This window comes from Oligoflexia bacterium, assembly GCA_034439615.1.
Classification (GTDB): domain Bacteria; phylum Bdellovibrionota; class Bdellovibrionia; order JABDDW01; family JABDDW01; genus JAWXAT01.
The window spans coordinates 1-25,465 of record JAWXAT010000012.1 but is presented as its reverse complement, the minus strand read 5'-3'; the positions used below and the strand labels follow the sequence as shown (position 1 = coordinate 25,465).

The 25,465-nt window shown below is 39.6% G+C and carries 26 protein-coding genes; 16 read left to right on the top strand and 10 right to left on the bottom strand.

Annotated elements, in window-relative coordinates; genetic code table 11:
- Positions 1-584: 584 nt before the first annotated feature.
- The 10 genes from SGI74_03530 (at position 585) to SGI74_03485 (ending at position 11,028) form a co-directional block, all read left to right on the top strand.
- A complete protein-coding gene (locus SGI74_03530; GenBank protein ID MDZ4676558.1) occupies positions 585-1,655 on the top strand; it encodes a hypothetical protein in 1,071 nt (356 codons plus the stop codon).
- A 195-nt stretch (positions 1,656-1,850) separates the two neighbouring features.
- Positions 1,851-2,393, top strand: a complete 543-nt coding sequence (locus SGI74_03525) for a tetratricopeptide repeat protein (protein ID MDZ4676557.1) — start codon at positions 1,851-1,853, stop codon at positions 2,391-2,393.
- Complete coding sequence (locus SGI74_03520; GenBank protein ID MDZ4676556.1) at positions 2,390-4,201, top strand: hypothetical protein; 1,812 nt, start codon at positions 2,390-2,392, stop codon at positions 4,199-4,201. Before SGI74_03525 ends, SGI74_03520 begins: the two co-directional genes overlap by 4 nt.
- Before the next feature lie 31 nt (positions 4,202-4,232).
- On the top strand, positions 4,233-4,778 hold the full coding sequence (locus tag SGI74_03515; GenBank protein MDZ4676555.1) for a hypothetical protein: 546 nt from the start codon (positions 4,233-4,235) through the stop codon (positions 4,776-4,778).
- A gap of 94 nt (positions 4,779-4,872) precedes the next feature.
- Positions 4,873-6,633, top strand: coding sequence for a hypothetical protein (locus SGI74_03510; protein ID MDZ4676554.1), 1,761 nt, complete (start codon positions 4,873-4,875; stop codon positions 6,631-6,633).
- Positions 6,630-7,472, top strand: coding sequence for a hypothetical protein (locus tag SGI74_03505; protein ID MDZ4676553.1), 843 nt, complete (start codon positions 6,630-6,632; stop codon positions 7,470-7,472). The genes SGI74_03510 and SGI74_03505 overlap by 4 nt, the downstream gene beginning before the upstream one ends.
- Positions 7,473-7,525: 53 nt before the next feature.
- Entirely contained in the window at positions 7,526-8,314 is a 789-nt protein-coding gene (locus SGI74_03500; protein MDZ4676552.1) for a MotA/TolQ/ExbB proton channel family protein, read from the top strand.
- Positions 8,315-8,317: 3 nt separating this feature from the next.
- A complete protein-coding gene (locus SGI74_03495) occupies positions 8,318-9,103 on the top strand; it encodes a flagellar motor protein MotB (protein ID MDZ4676551.1) in 786 nt (261 codons plus the stop codon).
- A gap of 6 nt (positions 9,104-9,109) precedes the next feature.
- The gene (locus tag SGI74_03490) at positions 9,110-10,276 is read left to right on the top strand and encodes a diguanylate cyclase (GenBank protein ID MDZ4676550.1); all 1,167 of its coding nucleotides are present in this window, start codon (positions 9,110-9,112) and stop codon (positions 10,274-10,276) included.
- On the top strand, positions 10,273-11,028 hold the full coding sequence (locus SGI74_03485) for a hypothetical protein (GenBank protein ID MDZ4676549.1): 756 nt from the start codon (positions 10,273-10,275) through the stop codon (positions 11,026-11,028). Before SGI74_03490 ends, SGI74_03485 begins: the two co-directional genes overlap by 4 nt.
- A gap of 29 nt (positions 11,029-11,057) precedes the next feature.
- Here SGI74_03485 and SGI74_03480 read toward each other — a convergent pair whose 3' ends face one another.
- The 4 genes from SGI74_03480 to SGI74_03465 form a co-directional block, all read right to left on the bottom strand.
- Positions 11,058-11,438, bottom strand: a complete 381-nt coding sequence (locus SGI74_03480; GenBank protein MDZ4676548.1) for a response regulator — start codon at positions 11,436-11,438, stop codon at positions 11,058-11,060.
- Between the two features lie 177 nt (positions 11,439-11,615).
- Entirely contained in the window at positions 11,616-12,899 is a 1,284-nt protein-coding gene (locus tag SGI74_03475) for a S8 family peptidase (protein MDZ4676547.1), read from the bottom strand.
- Between the two features lie 135 nt (positions 12,900-13,034).
- On the bottom strand, positions 13,035-14,870 hold the full coding sequence (locus SGI74_03470) for a glycoside hydrolase family 71/99-like protein (protein ID MDZ4676546.1): 1,836 nt from the start codon (positions 14,868-14,870) through the stop codon (positions 13,035-13,037).
- A gap of 159 nt (positions 14,871-15,029) precedes the next feature.
- The gene (locus SGI74_03465; protein MDZ4676545.1) at positions 15,030-15,821 is read right to left on the bottom strand and encodes a class I SAM-dependent methyltransferase; all 792 of its coding nucleotides are present in this window, start codon (positions 15,819-15,821) and stop codon (positions 15,030-15,032) included.
- Positions 15,822-15,941: 120 nt separating this feature from the next.
- On the opposite strand from SGI74_03465, the gene SGI74_03460 reads away from it, so the two are divergent.
- The 3 genes from SGI74_03460 (at position 15,942) to SGI74_03450 (ending at position 17,446) form a co-directional block, all read left to right on the top strand.
- A complete protein-coding gene (locus SGI74_03460) occupies positions 15,942-16,265 on the top strand; it encodes a hypothetical protein (protein MDZ4676544.1) in 324 nt (107 codons plus the stop codon).
- Positions 16,266-16,414: 149 nt separating this feature from the next.
- The gene (locus tag SGI74_03455; GenBank protein ID MDZ4676543.1) at positions 16,415-17,056 is read left to right on the top strand and encodes an outer membrane beta-barrel protein; all 642 of its coding nucleotides are present in this window, start codon (positions 16,415-16,417) and stop codon (positions 17,054-17,056) included.
- Positions 17,057-17,140: 84 nt separating this feature from the next.
- The gene (locus tag SGI74_03450) at positions 17,141-17,446 is read left to right on the top strand and encodes a hypothetical protein (GenBank protein ID MDZ4676542.1); all 306 of its coding nucleotides are present in this window, start codon (positions 17,141-17,143) and stop codon (positions 17,444-17,446) included.
- On the opposite strand, the gene SGI74_03445 is transcribed toward SGI74_03450, so the two are convergent.
- The 3 genes from SGI74_03445 to SGI74_03435 are packed head-to-tail and all read right to left on the bottom strand — an operon-like array spanning position 17,415 to position 20,982.
- Positions 17,415-18,818: a sugar transferase gene (locus SGI74_03445; GenBank protein ID MDZ4676541.1), complete on the bottom strand. Its 1,404-nt coding sequence runs from the start codon at positions 18,816-18,818 to the stop codon at positions 17,415-17,417. The two genes, SGI74_03450 and SGI74_03445, sit on opposite strands and share 32 nt — an antisense overlap.
- Positions 18,819-18,877: 59 nt before the next feature.
- A complete protein-coding gene (locus SGI74_03440; protein MDZ4676540.1) occupies positions 18,878-19,978 on the bottom strand; it encodes an NAD(P)/FAD-dependent oxidoreductase in 1,101 nt (366 codons plus the stop codon).
- Between the two features lie 5 nt (positions 19,979-19,983).
- Positions 19,984-20,982, bottom strand: a complete 999-nt coding sequence (locus SGI74_03435; protein ID MDZ4676539.1) for a GDP-mannose 4,6-dehydratase — start codon at positions 20,980-20,982, stop codon at positions 19,984-19,986.
- 199 nt (positions 20,983-21,181) lie between these two features.
- Here SGI74_03435 and SGI74_03430 point away from each other — a divergent pair, with 199 nt between their 5' ends.
- Genes SGI74_03430 through SGI74_03420 form a run of 3 tightly spaced genes read left to right on the top strand, consistent with a single transcriptional unit; the run spans position 21,182 to position 23,517 of the window.
- Complete coding sequence (locus SGI74_03430) at positions 21,182-21,964, top strand: glycosyltransferase (protein ID MDZ4676538.1); 783 nt, start codon at positions 21,182-21,184, stop codon at positions 21,962-21,964.
- Between the two features lie 8 nt (positions 21,965-21,972).
- Positions 21,973-22,542 (top strand): SIS domain-containing protein, encoded by a 570-nt coding sequence (locus SGI74_03425; protein MDZ4676537.1) that lies wholly within the window; start codon positions 21,973-21,975, stop codon positions 22,540-22,542.
- A 6-nt stretch (positions 22,543-22,548) separates the two neighbouring features.
- Positions 22,549-23,517 (top strand): NAD-dependent epimerase/dehydratase family protein, encoded by a 969-nt coding sequence (locus SGI74_03420; GenBank protein ID MDZ4676536.1) that lies wholly within the window; start codon positions 22,549-22,551, stop codon positions 23,515-23,517.
- Between the two features lie 9 nt (positions 23,518-23,526).
- Here SGI74_03420 and SGI74_03415 read toward each other — a convergent pair whose 3' ends face one another.
- The 3 genes from SGI74_03415 to SGI74_03405 all read right to left on the bottom strand — a co-directional run bounded on the left by SGI74_03415 (position 23,527) and on the right by SGI74_03405 (position 25,076).
- Complete coding sequence (locus tag SGI74_03415; protein ID MDZ4676535.1) at positions 23,527-24,198, bottom strand: matrixin family metalloprotease; 672 nt, start codon at positions 24,196-24,198, stop codon at positions 23,527-23,529.
- A complete protein-coding gene (locus SGI74_03410) occupies positions 24,173-24,409 on the bottom strand; it encodes a hypothetical protein (GenBank protein ID MDZ4676534.1) in 237 nt (78 codons plus the stop codon). Before SGI74_03410 ends, SGI74_03415 begins: the two co-directional genes overlap by 26 nt.
- Before the next feature lie 172 nt (positions 24,410-24,581).
- On the bottom strand, positions 24,582-25,076 hold the full coding sequence (locus SGI74_03405) for a hypothetical protein (GenBank protein ID MDZ4676533.1): 495 nt from the start codon (positions 25,074-25,076) through the stop codon (positions 24,582-24,584).
- Positions 25,077-25,465: the final 389 nt, after the last annotated feature.

Below are 25,465 nucleotides of genomic sequence, written 5' to 3'. Positions count from 1 at the left end.
TCGATAACCTTACACTACTTTGTTCAAATCACAATAAACTCAAAGCACTTCACACATTTGGTAAATCGACAATGGATCGCTATTTGGAGAGTTGATGGTCAATGTTGAGAGTTGATGGTCAATGTTGAGAGTTGATGGTCAATGTTGAGAGTTGATGATCAATGTTGAGAGTTGACGATCAATTGGGGAATTCATAGCATTTGGTTTAGAGGCAACTTTTCAAAAAGTACTATCCTCGGCGGCGCCAAACCATTGTAGCAGTGAAAATAAATATGATTAAATTACGCATGAAATCTTATCGGTACTTTTTTGAGTGCAATAGAAAGTGCAATTGAAATTTAAATTCGGGCGTATTAAAATATTGCTAAAATGGTTTGAAGCATGAAAATAAAAAACGAGTCTCAAGGCTAGTAAATAAAAAATCCTCATTCCCGCTCCATCCAGACCGACGTATGGAAATCAGGACTTAAAAATCAATCCCATCAAATAACCCATCAAATAAGCCTTCATATTTCTGAGATTTCTGTCGAACTATTGGTGAAATGTTATGGAAGATAGGCTCAAGCACGATATGGATGATCAAATTGAACCATAGATGGTTTAGTAAATTCTTATTTGTATTAACTGCGCTGATTGCCTCAATGGGCTGCGGGACCAAGTGTAATCCACAATGGTACGACTCATTGGTTTATAAAAATGCATGTGATGACCCTGATCCTTACTACATCTATGTTGCCAGTGGTTTTCCGTTAGCAACAGGCACCGGACTTGTAACAAAGTGGACAAAGCAGGGAACTTTTTTACAAGTGGTTTATGATTATTCAAAGATATCAAGCACTGTCATGCCTCAAGGTATGACGACACATACAATTAATGGAATTAAGCGTTTAGTACTTTTAGGATTCGACGGCACAAACGGTAGAGTAGATTCTATAAATTTTGACGGAACTGATTTCATTCCATTTTTTACGAATACTGGTTTGGCAGGTGGAACAAAGAGAATAGCATCCACAGCAAGTGGTGGTTACCTCACAACTCGAACTGCAGCTGTTGAATTTTTTAACTCATCAAATTTAAGAATTGGCTTACCTATGTTTGCAACAGCTGGAACGTGTACTATCTCATCGGGTTCTGGTGCTACAGAAGCTGTGATAAATGGCACCAACTATGTCGTTACGTCTAATGCTGTGGTTACACCAAACAATAAACTTAACTTACATAACGGTTCAACAGGTGCGTGTATCGCAGGCGCTGTTCCGGCAGGGCCAGCTACAACGATGTGGCCCGTTAATATTAAATATGTCCCAGATGAGGGAAAACTTTTTGCTCTTTATTATCCATTCACCGGAGCAACAACCGCAGCACAGATTTGGCGCTTTGATGTTTCTGCAACTGCAATTTCTAATGGCGAATTAATTTATACTGATACGGGAGCTGAAATAGCATCTACAAGTGCTACACCTGCAGCACTCTCATCATCAATTACGTATTATAAAAGTTTAACCGAAAGATTCATACTCGTAGGCACATCAAATAATTCTGTAATTAAACTGTCATATGATGGAAACACTTTAACTAAAGTTGGAACTACTCCCCTTGTATATCTCTCAGGGTACAGTCGCTCTGTCTCAGATGTAATGGTCCATATTAAATAATATTTACTTTAGCAAAAGTAACGACAAACGTCTTGCTTATTAAATGTAAGTTAAAACCACACTCAACCATAGACTAGATTACTCATTATTTTTAAACTATTAACCAAATCAATACGATAAGAAACTTGTATGGTTAGAAGAATACTTATTTCATTATTTTTTCTGCACCTTTGCAGTTGTGCATCGAAATTTGTTGTGACCAGTGAACCCACTGGCGCAACTGTTTCTGTGCGTAAAGCTGGTTCATCTGAAAAAACAAATCTTGGCGTTACGCCACTTGAAATCACTACCCATGAAATACTAAGCAATGCTAAAATTGATCCGGCCTCACCGGCTCCTTTTGAATTTTTAATTGAGAAAGAAGGCTTTCTCGAGCAAAAAGTTTTAATGCCTGTCAGCTACTTTGCAACATTTAGAACAAATATCTCTTACAAAATGGAATCTACTGCTGTAAATCGCGATATCGCCAGCATCATGGTGCAGCATCTTTTTAATTCACAAAAATTCGCACAAAAAGCAGATTTTGATAGAGCTCATGAAGAAATCGACAAGGCACTGCTTCTTGACAAACGGTTCGTAAAAGCAATGTCAATGAAAGGTACTTTTTATTACTTACAAAGTCGCTATCGCGAAAGCATGAAGTGGTACGAAAAAGCCCTTGAAGTTGATCCAACGTATGAAGAATCAATTAAAATGATTTCTACAATCAAAACAAAGATTGAGGAGAAAAAGCAATGATCAGGCAACTTAGCCTTTTCACAATTGCACTTTTCTCAACTACACAAGCCCTAGCTGCGCCTCAATTTGGAACCGCTGAAGATGTCATGATAAAAAGTCAACTTGAACAACGTATCTCTGAGCGTGTTCGCGAAGCGATTTCAACAGTCATTGAGCGTAATACTTTTGAAGTTGACGTCAGCGTACAAGTTCAAAAGACAATTCAAAAATCGACTAATAAAGATTTTATTCTAAAACCATCAACAAACTTACAAACTCTCCCCAATGACATGCTTATGGGTGTTATCGACGCAGAACCCATTGTTAGATATTACACCGAACAATATGATCGCTTAAGAGATTATACAGAAAGCACCTCGGGCGATCGCTTTGATATCAAGTCAGTTAACATCTCCGTTGGTGTTTCAGAAATTTTTGGGGCTGAGTATCCCAATGAACTCGATCGTTGGTTGAGCCTTTGGTCAAAAGCCAATTTCGGAAATAATACAAAATCAGATATCCGTGTCATTAAAGCTAAACCTAATACACCACCATTTAAATCCATGCTAGATATCGCATCAAGCTTGCAGCACTTCTTAGGTTTAGCGTTTTTAGGAATTTGTATTTTACTAGGCTTTATCGCATGGAGAATTTTTTCTCGTAGACAACAAGAATCATCAGCTAGCGGAGCATCTGCTTTTTCAAAGGCCATGCTCCCACAACCAGAACTCGCAAACCAAGTTTCAAAATCTGAAAAACAACGCCCCAATGTTGAAGATGAATCTCTTCAAACGATGAGTGAACTTAAAGCCATGCGTGATCTCATGACCAAAATCGCGGGCCTTGCGCTTGAACTTAAAACCCAACAACGTCAAATGGCAGAACTATGGCTTGCTTCAGGTAAGCGCGGCCTTTTTAAACTGGCATGCTTTTTTGAAACACTCATGGATGCTACAGATTCACAATTTAGTTTTGAAGCTCTGCCGTTAAATTATCATCTTAAGCGGATGCTTTTAGATGTTTATCAACAAATGGCGACACTTCCTAATCGTGATAAGATTATCGTCTTTCGCGAAGTATACTGGGATCTTGTAGCTGCTAAAACCTTAGGCATGGAAGTTATTAAACAACCCTTTGGTTATCTCGACAACTTAAGTGACGATCGCATCAAAGAACTTGTGGCTTCACAACCTCAAGAAGTTCAAGCATTAGTTGCGATGAATATGCCTCTTGGTGTGCGCGAGAAATACTTTCGTACACTCGACATTACACAGAAAAAAGCACTCATCAATCAGTCTTTAAATTTACGTGAGTTTGATTTTCATGAACTAGAAGTAGTTAATGAAACTTTACGCACTTTTAGTGATAAGAGCCAGGGTTCAAGTATGAAAATTTCAGCTGCACCTCTTGCACGAAAACTCTTAGAATCTTTAACAATCACTGAAGAAATTGAAGTTTTACAAGATATCGCTGGCTCTTTACACGACAAGGGTCAACAGCTTAAAGAAACCTACCCGTCACTTGCTTTCTTAAAAGAATGGCCGCGAGAATCATTGTCCCTTTTCTTTGCAGGTGTTGAATCAGATCAACTCATGACATTGATTCATGTGATGCCAACCGCTCAAGAACTAATATTAGAATCATGTCCTCCGCGTATTGCACAAATGATTGCTGAAGATCTAGGTCGCCCTGTGGGCGCAAATGCAAAAAAAGAAGAACATCTTTTAGCTCTGCGCGATCGCATGATTATCTTAATCAACGAAGGTCAACTCAATTTAGCTGATATATTTAAGTCCAGTGAAAAATCGGGGCTTAAACTTGTGGCTTAAAAAGTTTTTTCTAATTTGCTTCACATGTGCTGTGACATTTAATACTTCCAGCGTTTTTGCAAAATCTATAAAAGTCGCAGCCCTTGCCGGTTACGGCAGTGCCACTGCTGCTGTAAAAACCGTCACACTAAGTGAATCCCCCATGAGCATGGGTATTTTTATTGATTATCCGATCGATGAAAGACGCTATCTCGGCGCAGAACATATACGCAGCATAAACCTAAGCCCATTATCATCTGGAGTTTCACTCACAGGAATTACTGGCAAATGGTATTTCTACCGACCCGCTCCTCAAAGTTTTGCAGATGATATTGGGGCTAGAGTCACTATTCATGAATACGCAATTAGCCCTTACGGCGGAGCAGCTTTTGGTTTTGCTCAATCAAGTCTTTTCTCTCAAACTTCTGGAGCCAACGCTAATACAGTTGGCGCCTATTTAGGCTTAAAAGCAGGAGCAGATTTTCCGCTATTTAGACAATTCGGAGCACGAACTGAAGGAGGCTTTACCTATAACGTTGTGGGTGAAGGCAAATTACAAGTGCTTCACTTTCAACTTGGTTTTTACGTGCATTTATAACCACTTACCATCCAGCCTAAAGTCCTAATGCGACATGCCGATAAGATACGTATGAATGCGTCTAATTATGGGCGCACATTACGGATGGACGTATATGAAGAACAGATGGCTTGATAAAACACTTCACAGATTTGCGCTCATATTTTTGAGCAGCTTCATAGTTGCCGGTTGTCTTAACTCAAAAGACAAAGCCGAATCCGTATCTATCACACCAACTACAATTACAATTAATACAAACACACAACAAGTATTCACAGCACTTGGTGGAGCCTCACCATATAAGTACAGCATCCTCACAGGTGGCGGTACTATTGATGGCACATCCGGAATTTATAAATCAGCAGCTTCACCTGCAACTGTCATCGTTCAAGTAACTGACAGCGCAGGCTCAAGTGCACTTTCAACTGTGACAGTAATTCCTGGTCTTACCGTCACACCTTCAGCACCAACCGTTAACATTGGTGCTGGTCAATCATTTTCAGTCTCAGGCGGAACACCTCCGTATTTATATCTTATGATTTCTGGTGGCGGTTCAATCACAACAGGTGGTGTGTACACAGCACCCTCAACATCTGGTTCAGCGAGCATTCGTGTTCTTGATTCAGTCGGGGTTTACCTCACAGTTCCAATAAATATCATCAACGGCCCGGCAATCAGCCCGGCCTCGCAAAATATAGCCGTGAATCGTTTATTTACATTTACCAATCAAACAGGTGCAGGTGTTGGCCCATTTTCTTTTTCAATTATTTCAGGAAGTGGAAGCATCACAAGTGTGAATGCTGTAACGGGCACATTCACGTACCTTGCTCCGGCAAGTATTGGTTCAGCAAGTGTACGTATCACCGATAGCAATGGTTATAATAGTGATGCTGCGATAACCATTTTTACTCCTGTGAAAATAAAGCCAGCACTTGGCTTTAATTGTGTACTTAAAAATGATGGAACCGTTAAGTGTTGGGGCAGTCGTAATTACGGCGCCTTAGGTGATGGAAGTCTATTTGTTGGTGAATCACCGAGCCAGATGGGTGATAACTTACCAACCGTCAGACTCGGAACAGGTCGTACTGCTACAGCTATCACAACAGGATCCTCAGCAGGGCATAACTGCGTTGTTCTTGATAATAACACTATGAAATGTTGGGGTAATGGTGGCTCCGGGCAACTTGGTTATGGAGATGGTGCTCATCGAGGTGGTTACTATAATCAATTACAAGACAATTTCCCGATCATTAATTTAGGTAGCTCCTCACCCATTGTACAAATTGGAGCTGCTTCGTCTTCATCTTGTGCATTAATTAATATTGGCCCAGGCGCTATTAACGAACTTCGTTGCTGGGGATATAATCTCTATGGTCAGCTTGGATTAGGCGATGTAGCTGCTCGGTATGCGCCAACAACTCCTATTAATTTTGGAGGAGATTACGTTACAAAATTTGCAATGGGTTATACGCACATATGCGCAATCTTAAACACAGGTGCTGTGAAATGTTGGGGTTATAATGGCTATGGTGAACTTGGCCAAGATAACACGACACAATTGACAACTCCATCTGCAGCATTGAATCTTGGAACAACTGCTATTGACATAGGTGCTGGTTCTTATTTTACTTGCGCACTCTTAACCGGCGGAAATGTTAAGTGTTGGGGTTATAATAATGGCAATGGTCAACTTGGTATCGGAAATAACAATAGTATGGGTGATGGTGCCGGTGAAATGGCAGCTTTACCCACAGTTAATTTAGGCACAGGGCGTACTGCTACATCTATAGTTGTTAATGGCTATAATGTTTGTGCAAAACTAGATGACAACACTTTTCTGCAACTTCAGGCCCTAATTTTACATGCGCCATCATGAGTGACAATTCGATAAAGTGCTGGGGTTATAATGGCTATGGTCAGCTTGGACTCGATGACGTTACACAGCGAGCCATACCCCCTGCTACAGGTGTAACTGCAGCTACATTAGGAGCAAACCCTGTAGCTGTAGCAGTTGGCTATTATCATACTTGCGCACTTCTTAGCACAGGTAAGATTAAATGTTGGGGTTATAACGGATTCGGTGAACTGGGCCAGGGTCATGCTAATAACCTAGGCGATTTTGCTGGTGAAATGGCGGCCCTACCGGTTGTTAATTTAGGAACCAACTACACAGCTTCAGCGATCTCTACTTTAGCAAATGCCACATGTGCAATCGTTACGGTTGGCGCAACTACTGGCGTGAAATGCTGGGGATATAATCTCTATGGTCAGCTTGGATTAGGCGATAATATCAATCGCGGTGATAGCGCTGTCGCCAACCATGAAATGGGTGATCTTCTACCTTTTGTTAACTTAGGTACGGGTCGAACTCCTGTTTCAATCAGTACTGGTTATTACCATGCTTGTGTGATTCTCGATAACAACGCTACAAAGTGCTGGGGTTATAATGGCTACGGAAATCTTGGTTATGGTGATGTAACTCAAAGAGGAAGTGCTGTAAATCAAATGGGTGATTTATTACTAAATCTTGACTTCGGTTCACTCACTGCAATGGATGTCTACTTAGGAAACCAGTCAAGCTGTGCTGTGCTTAGTGATGGCTCTACTAAGTGTTGGGGTTATAACGGATTCGGTGAACTGGGCGTAGGTCACACTGGTAGCGTCGGCAATGCAAATGGTCAGATGGGCGTAAACATTCAGAGCACCAGCTTCTAACCAGACAATCGTCTTACTTTAGAGAAGTTCGTTTTGTGTCGAATAAATAGCATATGAACTTCTCTTCTATTATTGGAATTATCTCAGCCATTGCTGTTTTTTTTACGGCGTTGATTACATCAACTTCTTCACACGATATTTTCTTAAATCCCCATGGTATTTTAATTGTTATCGGTGGCACAGCGGCTGCTAGTATTATTTGTTTTCCACTCCCAACTCTTTTTAAATTGTTCAAAGTTTTTTTTCAAAGAATCATCGGAAAAAACGCAACTCAACATCAAGTCGTAATTGCAGAAATCGTAGATCTCGCTCGCGGTGCGCGAGAAGATGCCCTGTATCTTCAAAATCGCCTACCATTAATTAAAACTGATTTTTTAAAAGAGGCTATCGATATCATGGTGCAAGGGGGTATCAGTGAACACGCACTTGATATCATTCTTAAAAAACGCACAATGACTCATTACAAACGTTACGAAGAAGATGCTGCCATTTTTAAGACTATCGGTAAATTCCCACCAGCTTTTGGTCTCTTAGGTACAACACTTGGTATGATTGGCATGCTTCAAAATTTAGGAAGCCCCGATTCTTATAAAATGCTCGGCCCCTCAATGGCTGTTGGTTTAACTGCAACACTCTATGGTATTGCCATCACAAACTTTATTTTCATACCTGTTGGTGAGAGTTTAAGTAAATTTAATAAAGAAGATGAAGTCGTTCGTGAAATGGTCGTTGATGGAATTAAGCTTTTGCGCAAAAAAGAGCATCCCATCGTTGTTGAAGAACACCTCAAGAGTTTTCTCCTACCCGGCGAACGAAAAAAACTAGCAAAACTGGCTGCGTGATTTATGGCAGCACCTGACCTAAAAAAAAATCAAACTGAAATTGGCGTCGCACAAGAAAGACGTGAGCATATCGAACGCAGGTCACTTACACCAGCTGCAGAAAATATAGATGAATACGCACTCTACAAAATGGTCACTGCAAAAACAAAAGCAGAAGAATCAGATGGCAATTGGCTCGTCAGCTATGCCGACATGATGACACTATTAGTTGGCTTTTTTCTTTTACTACAAAGTTTTTCAAAAATCGATTCAACTAAATTTGAACAAGTTAAAAAAGAAACAACAAAACTTTTTGGTGGCGAATATAAAATTCCTTTTGAAAAACTAACAACTAAACTTAAAGATGTAGTTAAAACGCAAAATCTAGAGGGCCAAGTTGTTTTTCAAGAGAGTGATGCTGGCATTGAAATCACATTTCGTGGTGCACTTTTTTTTGATTCAGGCTCAGTTGCTCTTCGATCTGAAGCAAAAACCCTCTTAGATCGCTTTATTCCGACGATTAATGAAAACGCCAAAGATTTTGGCGTCACCGTTGAAGGGCATACTGATAACAGACCTGTGGTTGGTGGTCAGTATACATCGAATTGGGAGTTATCAAGTCTACGGGCTTGCACTGTATTAAAATTATTTGAATCAAATGGCTTTTCGCGTTTTAAATTAAGAGCTCTTGGCTGGGGTGATACAAAACCCATTGTACCCAACGAAGATGCCAAAGGTATTCCACTTGCAGAAAACCAATCACAAAATCGTCGCGTAGTAGTAAAAATACTACGAGACTTTGGAGATTAACTTCAGATGCGCAACTTAAGTATAGAAGTTAGAATGGCTATCGCGATATTTGCCACAGCTTTTATGTCTGTTGTTCTTAGTTTTATTTTTCTTAGCTTGCATGCCCAACAGCAAATCACCACCGATCATATTGACGCCCTCATCGGTAACGCTTTAGTCAAAAAAGAAAATCAGAACTTTAAACAAGTTGTGACTGAGGGTGTGAACACAGATGATTTAACAAAATTTCAAAACAACCCCAAGCTGTTAAATATGGGGTTTATGAGTAAAGGAATTCTAATTAATAAATTAATTTACGTACAAAAAAATGCAAACAACTTTAACGTTCAAGTTAAAGCATCTGGCATTGCGCTATGGCTACAAAAAGCGCTTGATCATCTTTTAATCTTTTCATTGGCATTAGGTATTTTTTCAAGCCTGATACTTTTCACATTGAGTAAGATATTTTTAAGTCCCATTCGCATCTTACGACGTACAACAGAAGATATTTTGGCTGGAAAATTTGAAGTTAAAATTCGTTATAAAAGCAAAGATGAAATTGGCCAAACATTCGGAGCACTCAGTCGACTGTGCACAGAATTAGAAAGACGAGACAAAGCCCTTGAAGTTGTTTCAGAGCTAGCCACAACTGATGGACTCACAGGTCTAAAAAACCATCGTAGTTTTAAAGAGGCTATGAAAACCCAATTATTATCAGCCCAAAGATATGGTTACAGCTTAGGTTTTCTGATTCTTGACGTGGATCATTTTAAAAAATTCAATGATACCTACGGCCACCAACAAGGCGACGAAGTACTTAAAATGGTCGGAAAAATTTTAAAAGCACAGGTACGCAAAACCGATTTTACAGCTCGCTACGGTGGTGAAGAATTTGTAATACTTGTGAATCATACAGAAGAAAAAGGTTTTACTGAAGTGGCCGAAAAATTTAGAAAAGCCATTGAAACTTGTGAAGTGCCAAGCCTTGCTGACCCCAAAGTTAAACTTCAAGTGACTGCAAGCTTTGGAGGTATTTATATTGGGGAAGGCGCACTTACTCAAAAAGGAATTTCTTTAGAACTTGCTACATACATAGAAATTGCAGATCAAAACATGTATGTAGCAAAAAAGGCAGGCCGAAATCGCGTGAATATATCAACTTGGAAAGCACCGACACAAGAGAATGCCGCATGAGCCAGCATGCTTTATTTTTTAAAAAAACAAATATGTTAATTTCATCAATAGTTTTCTTGTGCATAATATTCTTCACAAATTTTTCTGCCCATGCTGAAGTAATTTTTTCGAAAGGCTATACACTTCAAAACAATCAATTAATTACTCAAATAGAAGCTATTTTTCCTGAAACAATTATTGTGTGTGACCCCCTGTGCGTGATTACTGAAGGTGAAAAAATATGGACACTCAACTTCAAAGGGTTTGGAACTTTTGCAGATATCATTGAGATCACACAAACCGTACCCACAGAGGCTACAGCCGAGCGTAAAGCTGAACAGCCAACAGAGACCACTGATGTAGAACCCTCACCAACTCCGACGGCAGAAGTTGTGCCGACTTTAACAAAGATTGATAAAATTGAAGAAATGAAGATTCAAGGGCTGCGTGCACCATACCCTGTTGATGGCGCTGTAATATTAAGCAATTCTGGTGGGCCGATATTTATTTTACCAGCTAAAACTTGCACCGGCACAACTACGTGTCAGCTTTCAGTTAGTTTTAACGGCGAAACTAAAATCGACACTGATTTTAAAGCACGAGTCGTTCCATTTGCTTCTTTTAAAATAAATCAAAATTCAAAAGGTACAGTAAAATGGGATTACTCCGATGGAATGCATACAATTCGCCATTCATTTCAAATCTTGCCACTGACTACAGAAAATCTAAATCAAGCTCTAAAAGAACAAAAAAATGTTGAGATTATTCCATAAATAAATTTAATTGAGTCTCCAACTTTAATCTAGATGCAATTTTTAAGAACGTTAAACAACTCTTCTGCTCTAAATGGTTTTGCTACAAACCCATTTGCACCAATTTCAAGCGCTTCACTGTCAGCCATAATTTCAGAAAAACCACTCATCAAAATAAATGGCACAGAATTAAATTTGCGAACTTGATGAAGAAATTCAATTCCATTTACCTTAGGCATCCGAATATCTGACACAACAGCTGAATACTTACTCTTCCACAGAAGCTTTCGTGCTGTTGTGGCATCGGCAACATCTGTTACTACAAAGCCTGCCGCCTGTAGGGCTTCTTTTAAGGTCACTCTAAACTCATAGTCGTCATCAACGAGTAAAATGTGTTTACCGCGCATGTTCTTTTTATCAGTCGCCGTCATAAGTATTACTCCTTCATTGCCAATATACTATTCGGTATGCATCTGAGATACTTCAGTGAAGTGTTGGTCATTGTTCGTTCACAATTAATTCACAATTGCTGATTTTCACAAAAAAAAGACCAGGATTTTCCCTGGTCTTCGTTAAGTTTTTAAACCAATATATTTAAATAGTTTTAATTAATTTAAAGTTGCTTTGGCTTTAATCACGGCAGCATTTACATCAAGTTGCCCGCCTGTGATTACCTTGCCCTTTAAATGCTTACTTGGTGCAACCGTTGATAGAATAATAGCTTTTGCTTCTTTGTAAGTAAGCTTTGGATTCACAGCATACACCATCGCTACTGCACCAGTCACATGAGGTGCGGCCATTGAAGTTCCGCTTAACTCACAATAGAAATGTGACATCCCACTGGTTCCACAATACAAAGTATTGTACATGACGTTAAATGAACTTCTAATTCTTTCACCTGGAGCGGCAAGATCTACAGTTTCAACGCCGTAATTCGAAAACCCAGCTAGTAAACCGTTAGAGGATGTAGTCGCTGCAACAGTAATGATATTATCAAGATCATAACCAGATGGGTAATGTTCGTACTTGTCATGGTTATGGCCGTCATTGCCCGCTGCTGCAATAATGAGAACACCCTTTTTTTGAGCGTAAACAATTGCATCATAAAGCGGCTCAGAATATTCATCGCTTCCCCAACTGCAATTGATGGCACGGGCTCCGTTATCAGAAGCATAAACGATCGTGTTGATTGCAGCTTCATCAGTACCCTCACCGCTTGCACTGATAAACTTAACAGTCATAAGACTCACTTTGCCTGCAACGCCAACGATTCCGCCATTGCCACCCACGCCACCAACTGTGCCCGCAACGTGTGTGCCGTGATAATGATTTTCATTGGGTGTAGAAGTATTGGTTTCAAAATTATAACCATAGACATCATCAACATAACCATTACCGTCATCGTCTTTTTTATTTTTAGCTTTGTCTTTGCCATTGGCATCAAGACCAGACTCACCTTTGTTGATCCATAAATTACCACTGAGATCACTGTGATTTAAATATGTCCCGGTATCAGAAACAGCGACAACAACACTTTTGTCACCTTTAGTAATGTTCCAAGCTTTTTTTAGTTTTACAGCTTCCATTCCCCAAAGCATGCTGGCTTCATTTTGCCAAGCATCACCCTTTGCAGAATCAAGATAGATCTTGCCATTTTTTGCAATGTACTCAATTTCATTCTCGAGTGCTTTTGGTACAACTCCACTTTTGAGAGTGTCACTCGTTACTACAACCATATTTAGTTTTGGAATTGTAGATTTGAAATTTGCGTTAAGAGTTTTTAAAGACAACAAACTCTTTTGATTAATTGGGTTTTTAAATTTAATAATGAATTCGCCTGCCGTGGCGTTTGATGCTGCTAACAAAGAAATACAAATCAATAGTGATTTCAAATTCCCCTCCTTAGGATTATAAATTACCCATCAATAGTTTTCGTAATACGTAGGTAGAGGCTAGCACAAACATGCCTCAGACCGTAGAGAAGGCTAATAAACTAGACATTCAACGGGCACGACTAATTTATAGTTTTACCTTTGTGGAATAGGAATACTTGAAGTTTTTGGTGTGACGCCCTTAAGCATAAGAGTAGCAGCACCTGTTAGCCTAAGATAAAAATCAGATGACAAACTCTGACCATCAGCATCGAGTGTTAAATAGTATTGGTTATTCGGAATCATCGAAGCGTTCTCTGCTGCCTTGGCAATTGCTGTACCCTCATCATACTCGTCAAACATAGCCACAAATGCACCCTTTGTGACTCCAGTTAATTGATAAGCTTGTTGCCACATAAAATTACCACTCAGTCTAGGTATAAGATTTCTTGAGCCACCATTCCAGTTAGACCATGCAAAGCCAGGGTAAATGACTCGCTGATAATGAATTCCATGTTCATCGCAATAGCGCTTATCAGGAATTACATAACTACTCGTGTGTTTTTCAATTTCGTTAAGTGACGAATAATTTCCTACAGACCAAGGGCTAATCATATCGTACTGTACATATGTTGAAAGCCAACCGGGTCTTGAGGCCCCATTTTCTGTGCGCCAACTATAGGGAACTCCACCTACTACATAGTAGCCCTTGTTTTTAAACCAATTTATTATTTCTTGCGCCTGTTCTTGTGTACCCGGTCGATCTGTAAAACCAAATCCCCAAAGACCTATTACTGGGCGACCATCTTGGCGAGCGTAACTAGGCGATGACTGAACACCAATATTGTTTTCAATTTCAGACCAATCACTTTTAATATCTCGAATTAAAGTATCTGGATTTGAACTTGTAATATCATACATCACATAAAATTTTCGATCGTGCGCTTCAGCATAACGCTTCACTTTACGAGTCACTTCGTTGCGCATATTTTTAGATGCTGGATTTGAAAGTTCAGAAACAAATCTCTGAAGTATGGCTCCATCGATTCCATATTCTCGCATCCAGCGAAAGTGTGTATCAACCACCCCATCTTTCACTGAAGAAAATAAACGAGAAGGCTGACCGTTTCCTAAATTACCAAGAGCTGTATCAAACAAATCTGCAAGATTGTATTCACGAACATCAGGATAAATCTCAACAGTGGTGTGACCTGGCCCCGGAGCACTGTTACGAGACCAATGTGTCCAAGTGTTAACTCCTCCATCACCAATTGCAGAGAACCAACCTTGATAGCCTGCCATTACGAGATCTATAAAATTCCCATCACTTGGAACATTCGGATTTGGTGTAGGTGTAGGAGTAGGAGTAGGAGTTGGCGTACCTTGATTATTTACCTTGCAACAAGCAGCCACATCATAAGCAGCACCAATATCGATAAAACCATTTGCCGAACATGAATCACCAAATGAATGTGTTCCGCCTAATACTCCGCAAGAGGGCAAACACTTACCGTCTTTTACATTAAAATGAGGAAATGGTTGTGTCGTAGGATTGCACAAGGAATTTTCAGGTTGTGAAGTTTGCCCTTTAGCCGCATGAAATTTTATAAGTTGACCGTGCGAACCAGGCCCCGACATTACTCCATCTAATACAATATAAGTAATCACACCAAAGTTAGGTGTTGGCGTAAGTCTACCGTCTATGACCAAAGTCACATTGGCTCGACCACTTGCGCTGATCGCAGGTAAACCAACAGACTGATCACCCGGGCCAAATCGTTGATTATCATTTGTTACATAAAAATAATAAAGTGTTGCACGACCTGTGGGCCAAGCCGTGTCAGACGATACTGTAACATTTAATGAAGTCGCTGCATCAATAGCTACACCGATAGGCTCAGTTTGATTTGATTGTAATGATACTTGTACGGCATTTGAAGAGATTGAAAACCCAAAAATCAATGATACGACAATTATTGATAGATAGCGCATTTTCCCCCACGGATGTTCTTTTAGCTTACCTTATGCCATCGGTTGAATGCTTTGCTTTTTGAAGTTTTACTACTTTTTTTAGACAAAGGGCTGCAACGCTCATAGGCTAAAAGCCGCTATAGATATGCGTTTAACCAAATTATGAAAATGTGTTTAGAATTATTTTACGCCGACAATCTGCGAAACCCATGCGTGATCATTTGTGGCTTTCTCAGTTTGAAGATAATCATATGAATTGCCTGAATCTGATTGATCCCAATAGACATATGTTTTTGAAAAACCAGCCTCATACAACGCCTCACGCACTTCAGGAATAGTCCATACGCGCCAGTCATAGGTAAAAGCATTCTTGAGAGTACTTCCATCGGCAAATTTAAAATGAATTGCATAGTGAGCTTGCCTTGGAATGGGATCAAATGATTTTTGATCCCATATGTACTTAAACTTTTTTCCACGTGACATCTTAACAGTTTTTGTTTCTTTGCGTTGCTCAATAGTACCAGGGCCACCAGCCATTTCTAAAACTATGATTCCCTTTTTTTGCAAAGATTTAAGACAGCACTTAAAATACTCTATAAGGACATCTCTCTTTTGAAAAATATAAAATGAAAAGTTACCAACACCAATAATATCTGCTTTCGGTTTAGTGACTGAAATAACATTTTGCCTCAAGAGCCTCATTCTTTTCTTTTGATCTGTCGATAGTTTTGAAAGATGCATTTTTTTGCCGTACCTTAAGGGTTCAGAATCAAGATCAATCCCAACGGCTGTATGTGACTTATGTCGTTTAACCCACTCTAGTGAAAGAATAAAGGTACTGCAAAAATCTTCACGAAAATGCCTAGGCTTTTTTTTATTGATGTCATTATAGATATCTAAATAAATATCTACCTGGGTATCTGGACTCTGAACTGACACTTCGTAAAGTGCGTACTTATCATATTTTTTCATTTCATTGTTGTACTTGAAAGATCAACCCCCTGACAACACAGTACAATTGAAATTTTTTAAAAATCGTTAAGTATGCTTTAAGCCGCTCCGATAATAGAGATGACTATAATGGAGAAAAACATGAAAAACATTTTTTTTGCACTGAGTTTGACCTGCGCACTTTCAATCAACGCCCTTGCACAAGAAGATGATTTTGATGTGGTCGAAGAACAACAAGTTGCACCCAAAAAGGCTGCCCCGACGGCGGTGGTTATTCCCGACACAGACGATGCCCCTCGCGCTCAACGTGTACCTCAGGCCGTAGCAAACTCAGTCGGCCATCACTGCGGATCAACCACCGAATACAACATTAGCTCTGATCTCGGTCGATTCTGCAAAACAGACTCACCTTTTTCATTCTCTCCTAATAAAGACGGCCTCTTTTTTTGCTGCGTTAAAAAATAAAAGCCTAAAGCTAATATAAATTATACTCGCATTAAGACCAAACTTAGACCTTACGGTTAATGATTCGTCGCATAAATTCCATGGCACACAATTTGTATAATCCATCACTGATAATGGATGAGTCATTAACTTTTGATAAGGAGTCGTTTATGAAATTTAAATTCATTTTAGCAGCTGTTTCGCTGATGAGTACTGTTGCATTTGGCGCCACAGAAAACTCAGGCGAAGTTGTGACTGATGCTCCACGAAGAAGTTCTTCTGAAGAGCGAATTGTACGCAGAATCATTCCTCAAGCCGGTATTATTTGGTCTGAATATCGAGGCTCTGATAATAAAGTTTATTTTGGTCGCGAAGGTTACAGTGTAGGTGCACTTTTTGATCTTTTAGGAACACATAAAATGGTTCTTGAAACAGGCGCACTTTATCGAGAACGCGGCGTAGCTACTGATAATACAACATTTAGAGCGCGCTATATTTCGATACCAGTAACAGCAAAGTATTATTTAAACGGCCAAGAAAACACCTCTTTTTATCTTAAAGCCGGTGCAATGGGTTCTAATCTCATTGGGTCTGATTCAACAAGAACTGTGAGCAGTAACTCAACTGTGAATTTCACAGCTGATCAGTGGGAACTCGACGGTGTTGCTGGCGTAGGAATGAAATTCGTACTCAGTCAGAATACGGACATCTTCATCGAAGCGACATATCAGCGTCCTTGGGAAAATTTATTCTCAGGTGAGTACGCTTATTCAGCTTTGAGTGGTAATGCAGGTTTTGGCATTAACTTATAATTGAACTTTTAAAGAGGGCCATTTTAACCCTTTTAAAGGGTTAAAATGGCCCTCTTTAAAAGTGAGCAAGAACTGGAGATTAAAATGGGACAAGCACGATATATCGCAAGTATCGACAGACTAAATTCAAACAAACCACATAATATTTCAACATTAAGAAATAGAGCAAAAAAAAGTGATCAAAAACTTAAACATGTGTTTCACACAGATCTCTACAACACCGATCATGCAATAACTGGCGTTGAAAACAAAAAACACCATGATGACAAAACACACACAAGCTTCTTTAATTCGAAAGTTATTATTGTTGGTGTTCTAGGTTTAGTAGGAGCTGCTCTAACTATTGGCTATTATGCTTTTAGTAAGCGCCAACACCACGGAGCACGCTAGAGAAAGTTTTAATCAATATGGCAAGATCAAGCCAAAATGATTGGTTCTCTAAGTAATAAAGATCGTAGTCAATGTTCTCATGAATCGGATTAGCGCGATCAGCGCTAATCTGCCAAACACCCGTAAGACCCGGCTTCACGGTCAACCGGAGCTTTTGAAGTTCATCATAAGACTCAACGATAAATGGCATTTCAGGACGCGGTCCAACTAAGGACATATTACCCTTAAATATATTTAGAAGCTGAGGAATCTCATCAATAGATGTTCGTCGAATAAATCTTCCCACTGAAGTGATGCGAGAATCGGTGAAATTTCTTGGCGTCACTTGGTATGGGTCAGATTCAAAATGCATGCTCCTAAATTTGTATAATATGAATCTCTCACTATTTTTGCCCACTCGTTCATGCGCAAAAAGAATTGGCCCGCGAGAATTAATCTTTATCCAAATAGATGTGAAAATCCAAATAGGGCTAGCTAATATACCAATTATTAGTGCACCTCCAAGATCAAAACTGCGCTTGAGTAACGGCGAAAGTACAAATGCAGGTCGTTCCCCGATGCGAAATAAAGGGATACGGCCTATAGAATAAGCCTCAGCACCTGTGAGCATTAAATCAAGTGCACTTGGTACAATTGAGAATGAAATAAGAAGATCTTTAACTTTTTCAAAGAGATCTTGATGAAGTGTATGTGTTGCATGAGTCATTGCAACAATGACTTCATTTGCTTGATGTTTACGACAAACGGTTTCTAGATCAGAGAGTTTTCCTAAAATGGGCATGGTGATTATTTTTTCACCAACTTTAACTTGCACATTTTGCATCTGAGGAAATTGATCATCTAAGAAACCAACAAGTTCGTATCCACTTGTAGCATTGATTACAAGATTACGCGCAAGGGCTGTGCCTACTTTTCCGGCACCTAAAATTAGAATTTTAAGATTGAGTAAATAGGTGCGTCGAATCGGCGCTGTAAAGCGCACAAGAAGTGCTCGGCCAATGAAAATATAAAAAATACTGATCAGAAAACCAAAAACCGCTGTCAATCGTGAGTAATCATGGGCCTTGGTGAAGAAAGTCAAACTGTAGGCCGTGATGGCACTCCAAAAATAAGCTGAAAGTAATCTTCTGAGTTGATCAAGCCCCAAAGGCCCTGGTTGACATCGATAAACCGACGCTAAAACAAATGAGAAAATACAAAGACCGGCGGGTATTGTGGCAAGGGCTGCCATTTCATCAAATTCTTGCGGTAAAATTCCAATCCAATTTTCATAAAGGAGATAAGCTGTGAGGTAACCGCAATAAACGGCAAAAAAGTCAAATGCTCCTAATATAAGAAACAATAATGCATCAAATGATTTACGTTTGGTCATGTTCTAAAGTTTTAGACCCTTTTTTCTAAAAATCCAATTAAAATAATCACATAAGTCGCCTAAATGATTCCAACTATCATATCAGCTAGCGCCAGGGACGCAGTTAATCCCGGGGATTCAATTCCCACCATATTAATAAAACCAGGCTGATCTTCAGAGACAATAAAATCTCTTTCTTCTTTCTCTTCGGGGGAACGTAATTTGGGGCGAATTCCACATGAATCATAACTCAGTTGCGATGCTTCTAACGGGCCAAAAATCTTCTCTGCAGCAGTTTTAAATTTTTCAAGTTTATGCTCTGCTGGAGTGAATTGATTCTTCGTCATGACATATTCAGTATCGGGCCCGAGCTTGTATTTTCCATCAATGTCGATGGTTAGGTGCACACCCAATCCGGGTGCTCCTGGCTCTTTCACAGGATAAATCAAGTGATTAAATTTTACCTTCGAATGAAAAGTAAAATAATCACCGCGGCATGGATAAATTTTGTATTTATTAATTTGTGCCATTGCAGCTATTTCATCAGAGTTTAATCCCGCGCAATTAATTATAATCTCTGTCTCAAGTAAACCTTCTGACGTCATTACCTGATAACTTCCGCTTGGCATTTTTGTAATGTTTTTAACTGAGTTATTCACAGTCAAAATTACATCTCGCGATTGAGCATCAGATAAAAAACTTTTTGTAAGTGCAAATTGATCAACAATGCCAGTTGTTGGGCACCATATTGCTGCATCCATTTTAAGACTTGGCTCGCGTTTAGTGACCTCATCACGACTTAAAAAAGACAGATCTTTAGCACCCGACTCATTAGCATTTATAAAAATTTGTTGTAAAACTTCAATTTGTTTTTCACCACTAGCAACGATGAGTTTACCCAGATTTTTTATGGGCACATTATGTTTTTGAGCCCATTCATAAAGGAGCGCATTGCCCCGTACACATGTTTTCGCTTTTAGTGAATGAGGCGGATAATAAATTCCAGCATGTACGACGCCACTATTGCGACTCGTAACTCCCTCGGCAATGCGCGGCCCAGCTTCGGCGATAACGATAGTTTTACCATTCATTTTTTGAAGCTGAGAAATGCGTGAGGCAACAGCGCAACCGATAATACCCGCGCCAATAATTAAGACATCAATTTTAACTTTTTCTTGCATACCCACTAGCTTAGATAATTGAACCAGTCAGCTGTAGCCGCTTTGATTGATTCAGGATCCCACACAGGTGCCTCACGCCAATAATCAATATTCTTAAGCATTTCGTTAACACCATCTTCAAAACTGACTTGCGGGCGCCATTTAGTACTTGTTGTAATCTTAGTGATATCTGCCCAAGTACAATCAGGTTCTCCAGGACGTTTTGGCAAATGAACAATCTCTTTTGCACCCAAAAGTTCTACCAACCGATTCACAGATTGAGGCTTTCCTGCTCCAACATTATACATTTCTAGTGTTGGAGCTGACTTTGCCACTTCATAAAAAGCCCTGACAAGATCTTTCACAAAAACGAAGTCTCTGGTTTGAGTGCCATCCCCAACTACGGTCAATGGTTTATTTGCTAAAACCTGAGCGAGAAACACACCGAACACGGCTCCATAGGCACCCGTTGTCTTAGAGCGTGGCCCATAGGCGTTGAAAATACGCACTGAGTTTACTGGGAGGTTATAAACTTTCCCCCAATGAAAAGTAGCCATCTCCCCTTGATATTTACTTAATGCATACGGGTATTCAGCTTTGATAAGTGATGTTTCTTTTGTAGGGAGTTCATCGGTTAATCCGTAACAAGATGATGACGCGGCATATACGAATTTTTGAACTTTCGCAGCGCGCGCGCATTCAAGCGCATGGATAGTCCCCATGACGTTGACTGACATATATTCTAAAGGTTGAACGATTGAAGGAACAATGTCGCCCTTACCTGCGTAGTGAAAAACAAATTGTGCGTCTGAAAAGAGTTTGTCGTCAGGTTTTAAAGAGCGTAGATCCCGTGTGTCGACAGTTAAATCTGTATTTGATTTATGATGGGCCAAATTCGCAAGCCGCCCACCCGTTAAATTATCGATAACACGTACTTGAAAACCTTCATTAAGGAGAAGATCAACCATGTGACTGCCGATAAAGCCTGCACCGCCAGTGACTACCGCAATTTTTTTACCGGCCATTATTTAATCCCTTCTGAAAATATAAGAAACAGGAGATATTCTTGCTTGTAAAACACTATGCAAAACTACAAATAAAGACCAGCAAATTTACCCGAAAGCTGTTACTCATCTCAAAAATTCTAACGCAAAGGTAAATCTTAGAAATCCCTAGACAATTTTACATTGAGAATGATAAATCTGCCCAATGCCTAATGCAAGTTTGAGTTTACTCATACCGACTTATAATGAAGCTGAAGTCGTGATTCCGGCTCTTTTTGAAATACAAAAAGAATTGGGAAGTGATCTTTCATCTTCTACAGAAGTCATTATCGTTGATGATGGCACAGATGAACTTCCTTCACTTATAGAAAAAAATCGCTCCCAATATAAGTTTGCAGCGCTTAAAGTAATGCGCAATCACCCACCCTTGGGTAAAGGCAACTCATTAGCTGCAGGTTTTATAGAAGCAAGTGCTCCTATTGTTGGTTTTTTAGACGTAGATCTCTCAACACCACCTCGTTATATCCATGAAGCATTAAAATGCATTCAAGATGACCGAGCCGATATTTTTATTGGCTCTAGACGCTCTGAAGGATCTCAAGTCACAAGACAACAATCTGCGCTCAAAGATGCTTTGGGAATAGTTTTGGGAGTAGTTGCTCGAAATATTTTATTTTTAGGAATGAAATTTTATCCTGATACACAATGTGGTTTTAAGTTTTATAAAAACCACATCGCTAAAATTCTCTACCGTGATTTAGTCGCACCTGATGGGCTTAATGATTTAGAAGTTTTAATCAGAGCTAACCTCTTGGGTTATCGCGTATTTGAAAAGGGCGTTCAATGGACAGACATCCGCGAGAGTAAACGATCATTAAGCCGTATCTTTGTTGGTGAGGTTAAAGCCATCGGTCGCATTATGGTGAAATACCATTTATTTAGAAGCACACAGAGAGAAATACTTCACAAATTATCACAAAATCGAACAAAGATGAGCCTTTAAGGGGAAATATGGATAATCAAACCTATGTGAATCAATATCTACAAGAGACAATCAAAATTAGCCAAACTGTCGATCAAACAAAAATCAGTGCAATGATTGATGAACTAAAAACACTTCAAAAAAATAAAGGCCGTCTTTTTATATTAGGTGTTGGCGGTAGTGCGGCCAATGCCTCTCATGCTGTTAACGATTTTAGAAAAATGGCACGCATTGAAACATACGCACCAACTGATAACGTTTCTGAACTCACAGCCCGAATTAATGATGAAAGTTGGGAATCAGTTTTTGTAAGCTGGCTTGAAGTTTCACAACTCAGCAGCAATGATTGCCTGCTTGTTTTCTCTGTTGGCGGTGGTTCACCCACTACTTCACAAAATCTTGTGAGAGCGATGGAGCTTGCGAAAAAAACCAAAGCAAAAATTCTATCTATTGTTAGTCGCAATGGTGGAGCCGCAAAAGAATTATCTGATGTTTGCGTGTTGATACCCGTTGTAAATGACAAACACATCACACCCCACGCTGAAGGCTGGCAAGGTGTTGTTTGGCACATGATCGTCAACGCCCTTTACGTGAAATAAAAACCCATGGCTCAAAAAACATTCAAGATCGCTGTTACTGGAGCTGCAGGTTTTATTGGCAGCAATCTTTGTGATTATCTTTTAAGTCTAAATCACAAGGTTATCGGCTTAGACAATCTCTCAACTGGAAAAAAAGAATTTCTAGAAAATGCAGATAAAAATAAAAATTTTAAATTTTTCAAAGTTGATCTTCTCGATTTCAAAAAAACCAAAACAATACTTTCAAATTTTAAGCCTGATATTGTTTATCATTTAGCTGCTAATGCTGACGTACGGTTTGGCCTTAAACACCCTAGAAAAGATCTCGAGCAAGGTACTACTGTAACCTTTAATGTCCTTGAGGCTGCACGCCTTGCGGGTGTTAAAAAGTTTGCATATTCAAGTACTGGCTCAGTTTATGGCGAGCCTGAAGTTTTCCCCACACCTGAGAATGCACCGTTTCCGGTACAAACAAGTCTCTACGCAGCAAGTAAATTAGCGGGAGAAGCATTGATCCAAGCTTATGCTGAAGGTTATGGTATCAAAGGTTATGTCTTTCGCTTTGTTTCTATTTTAGGTGAACGCTATACACACGGACATGTTTTTGATTTTGCCGCTAAAATTTTAAAGAACCCAAAAGCCATTGAAGTTTTGGGCGATGGCAAACAGCAAAAAGCATATCTCTACATTGGCGATTGCGTGCGTGCACTTTGGCATGTGGTTTCTACTGTTGAAGAGAAAATAAATATTTTTAACCTTGGCCCTGATGAATACATCAATGTGGATCAATCTTTAGATGTTATTTGCAAAACCATGAAAGCAAAACCAAAACGCAATTACACCGGCGAAAAACGCGGCTGGATCGGCGATAGCCCTTTTATTTTTCTAGATTGTAAAAAAATAAAATCCACCGGCTGGAAATCCAAAAAAACAATTCGCGAAAGCGTCGCAATTACACTTGAGTATTTGTTAAATCATAAATGGTTATTGAAGTAAAAAAAAGGTTTAACGCCCTCGACAACTAAGTCCAAATGTTGCCGCCTCTTCTGCATAACTGGGATGAGTGGCATAAAGATAGGTAATCCCCATTTTGTCATCAGGTTGCAAACGATTAATTGTTCTGAAATATGACATGATAGAATAGTTTGTGTCTTGGGGATGATCTAAGCCGAGGCAGTGTCCTAATTCATGAGTAAAAGTCATTACAAAAGATTTTGCCGAAGTTTTTAACTCCTTAGACAAAGTGATATGACATTTTTCCATGAGGCCATTGCGAGCTTCCCGACTGCTCGAACCATTATGACCAACTTGCACATCGCCGTAACACACTGTGATGATTCGATTTGTAGAATCCGATGATGCAAAAGTAGAATCGGTATCAGCATCATAGAGACGCAAATATGAAGTGACGATATTGTTATAATCGGTCAACACCGACTGAGTGAGCACATCAAAATTCAGAGCTTGCCCCTTAACGGGATCCCCTGCGGGCAAATCATCATTTGTGATGGTGGTTCTATCACAAAATCTCACCCAAAGTTTTGGTGTTCCGGTATTCACTCTCCATCTTGCAATTTCAGGATAAGTTCGAAACCCCACAATAAAGGTTAAGAGAAAAATAGAAAAAATAAATTTACGAATTTTACGCTTTTTAAAACCGAAGGCCAAGACCCGCATACAACGCTCCTCTCACATAACCATTACCACCAGCCACAACATTGAGCTCAATTCTGAAAGTTAATGCCGATAACAAGTGAGGCTCCCAACCAAGGGCTGAGAAAAAACCTCCCGACCCAATCTTATTACCAAAGACATATCCTAATCCCCATGCAACATATTTTGAATCTGAGCGAAAAAGTTGAGCCGCTCCTATCATAGAGTAGGTCAACAAACCCGCCTCCCAAGAATTCCATCCAATTCGAGCAGTACTTGGAAGTGCCGTGTCTCTGCTAAAACCTAAAAAAGTAGAAAATCCATCATGCTTGCATGAGCTTTAGGAGAATGTGTGACGATCGTTAAAATTAAACATACGACAATAAGAAACTTCACCGCGATGGTTTTCAAATTTCACACCCCAATGAAAACATGACGAGATCATGCATGAGAGGTGGAAGACCAATAGTTGCAATTCCGAATCCATAGAGACCATCAAATGTGAAAACCATAGGCCCCAAAAAATTCCATGTAGCTCGAAAGCTTGGCCCAGCAAGAATTTCAGTTCGCGTTTCGTAGTTGGAAGTAGATGTGGAAGAACGATACCCTCGCTCAATATAACCTAATCCACCGCCAAATCCCGCCCGCAAATTTCCCCAAAAGAATTTTCCAGGATTCCAAGTTCGGTAATATGAAGCTGTGTAAGCTGAAGTATAATACGTAGCCGTGTGCGCACCGGTGGAAGTTCCGGAAAGCGCCCAATCATTTCCTAAATAAGCCGCCGTCATGCCAGGAATATGTCTTCCCGACATAGACGAACTCAGACCTACGCCTATTTCTAAACTGCCGTCAGCAGCGGAAGAAAACGCTAATAATAGAAATACAATCTTAAAAGTGTTCAACCTAAACATCGTATTGAAACGTCGAATGAGAAATCAACTAATTCCATCAGCCAATATGAAGAATATCATTAAATTTACTGTGATATGGACGAGGCTATTAGCTTGTACTTTCAAATAACGGGGCCATATTGTTTGTGCTTTCGTATACTGCAGGGTAAACAACACGTGCTTTCAAACACTACGGATCATACAGAGTTAAAAAATCTTGTTTTAGATTACTAAACTTACTCAACGGATCATACAAAGTTTAAAATTCTTGCATCACATCACCGAACTTACACTATGGATCATACAGAGTTAAAAAATCAAGCTTCACATTTCCCAGAGCATTAACTCTTGCTGGAATAACGCCCCAGCCTTCTAGTGCATTTTGCCAAACATAGTTGATC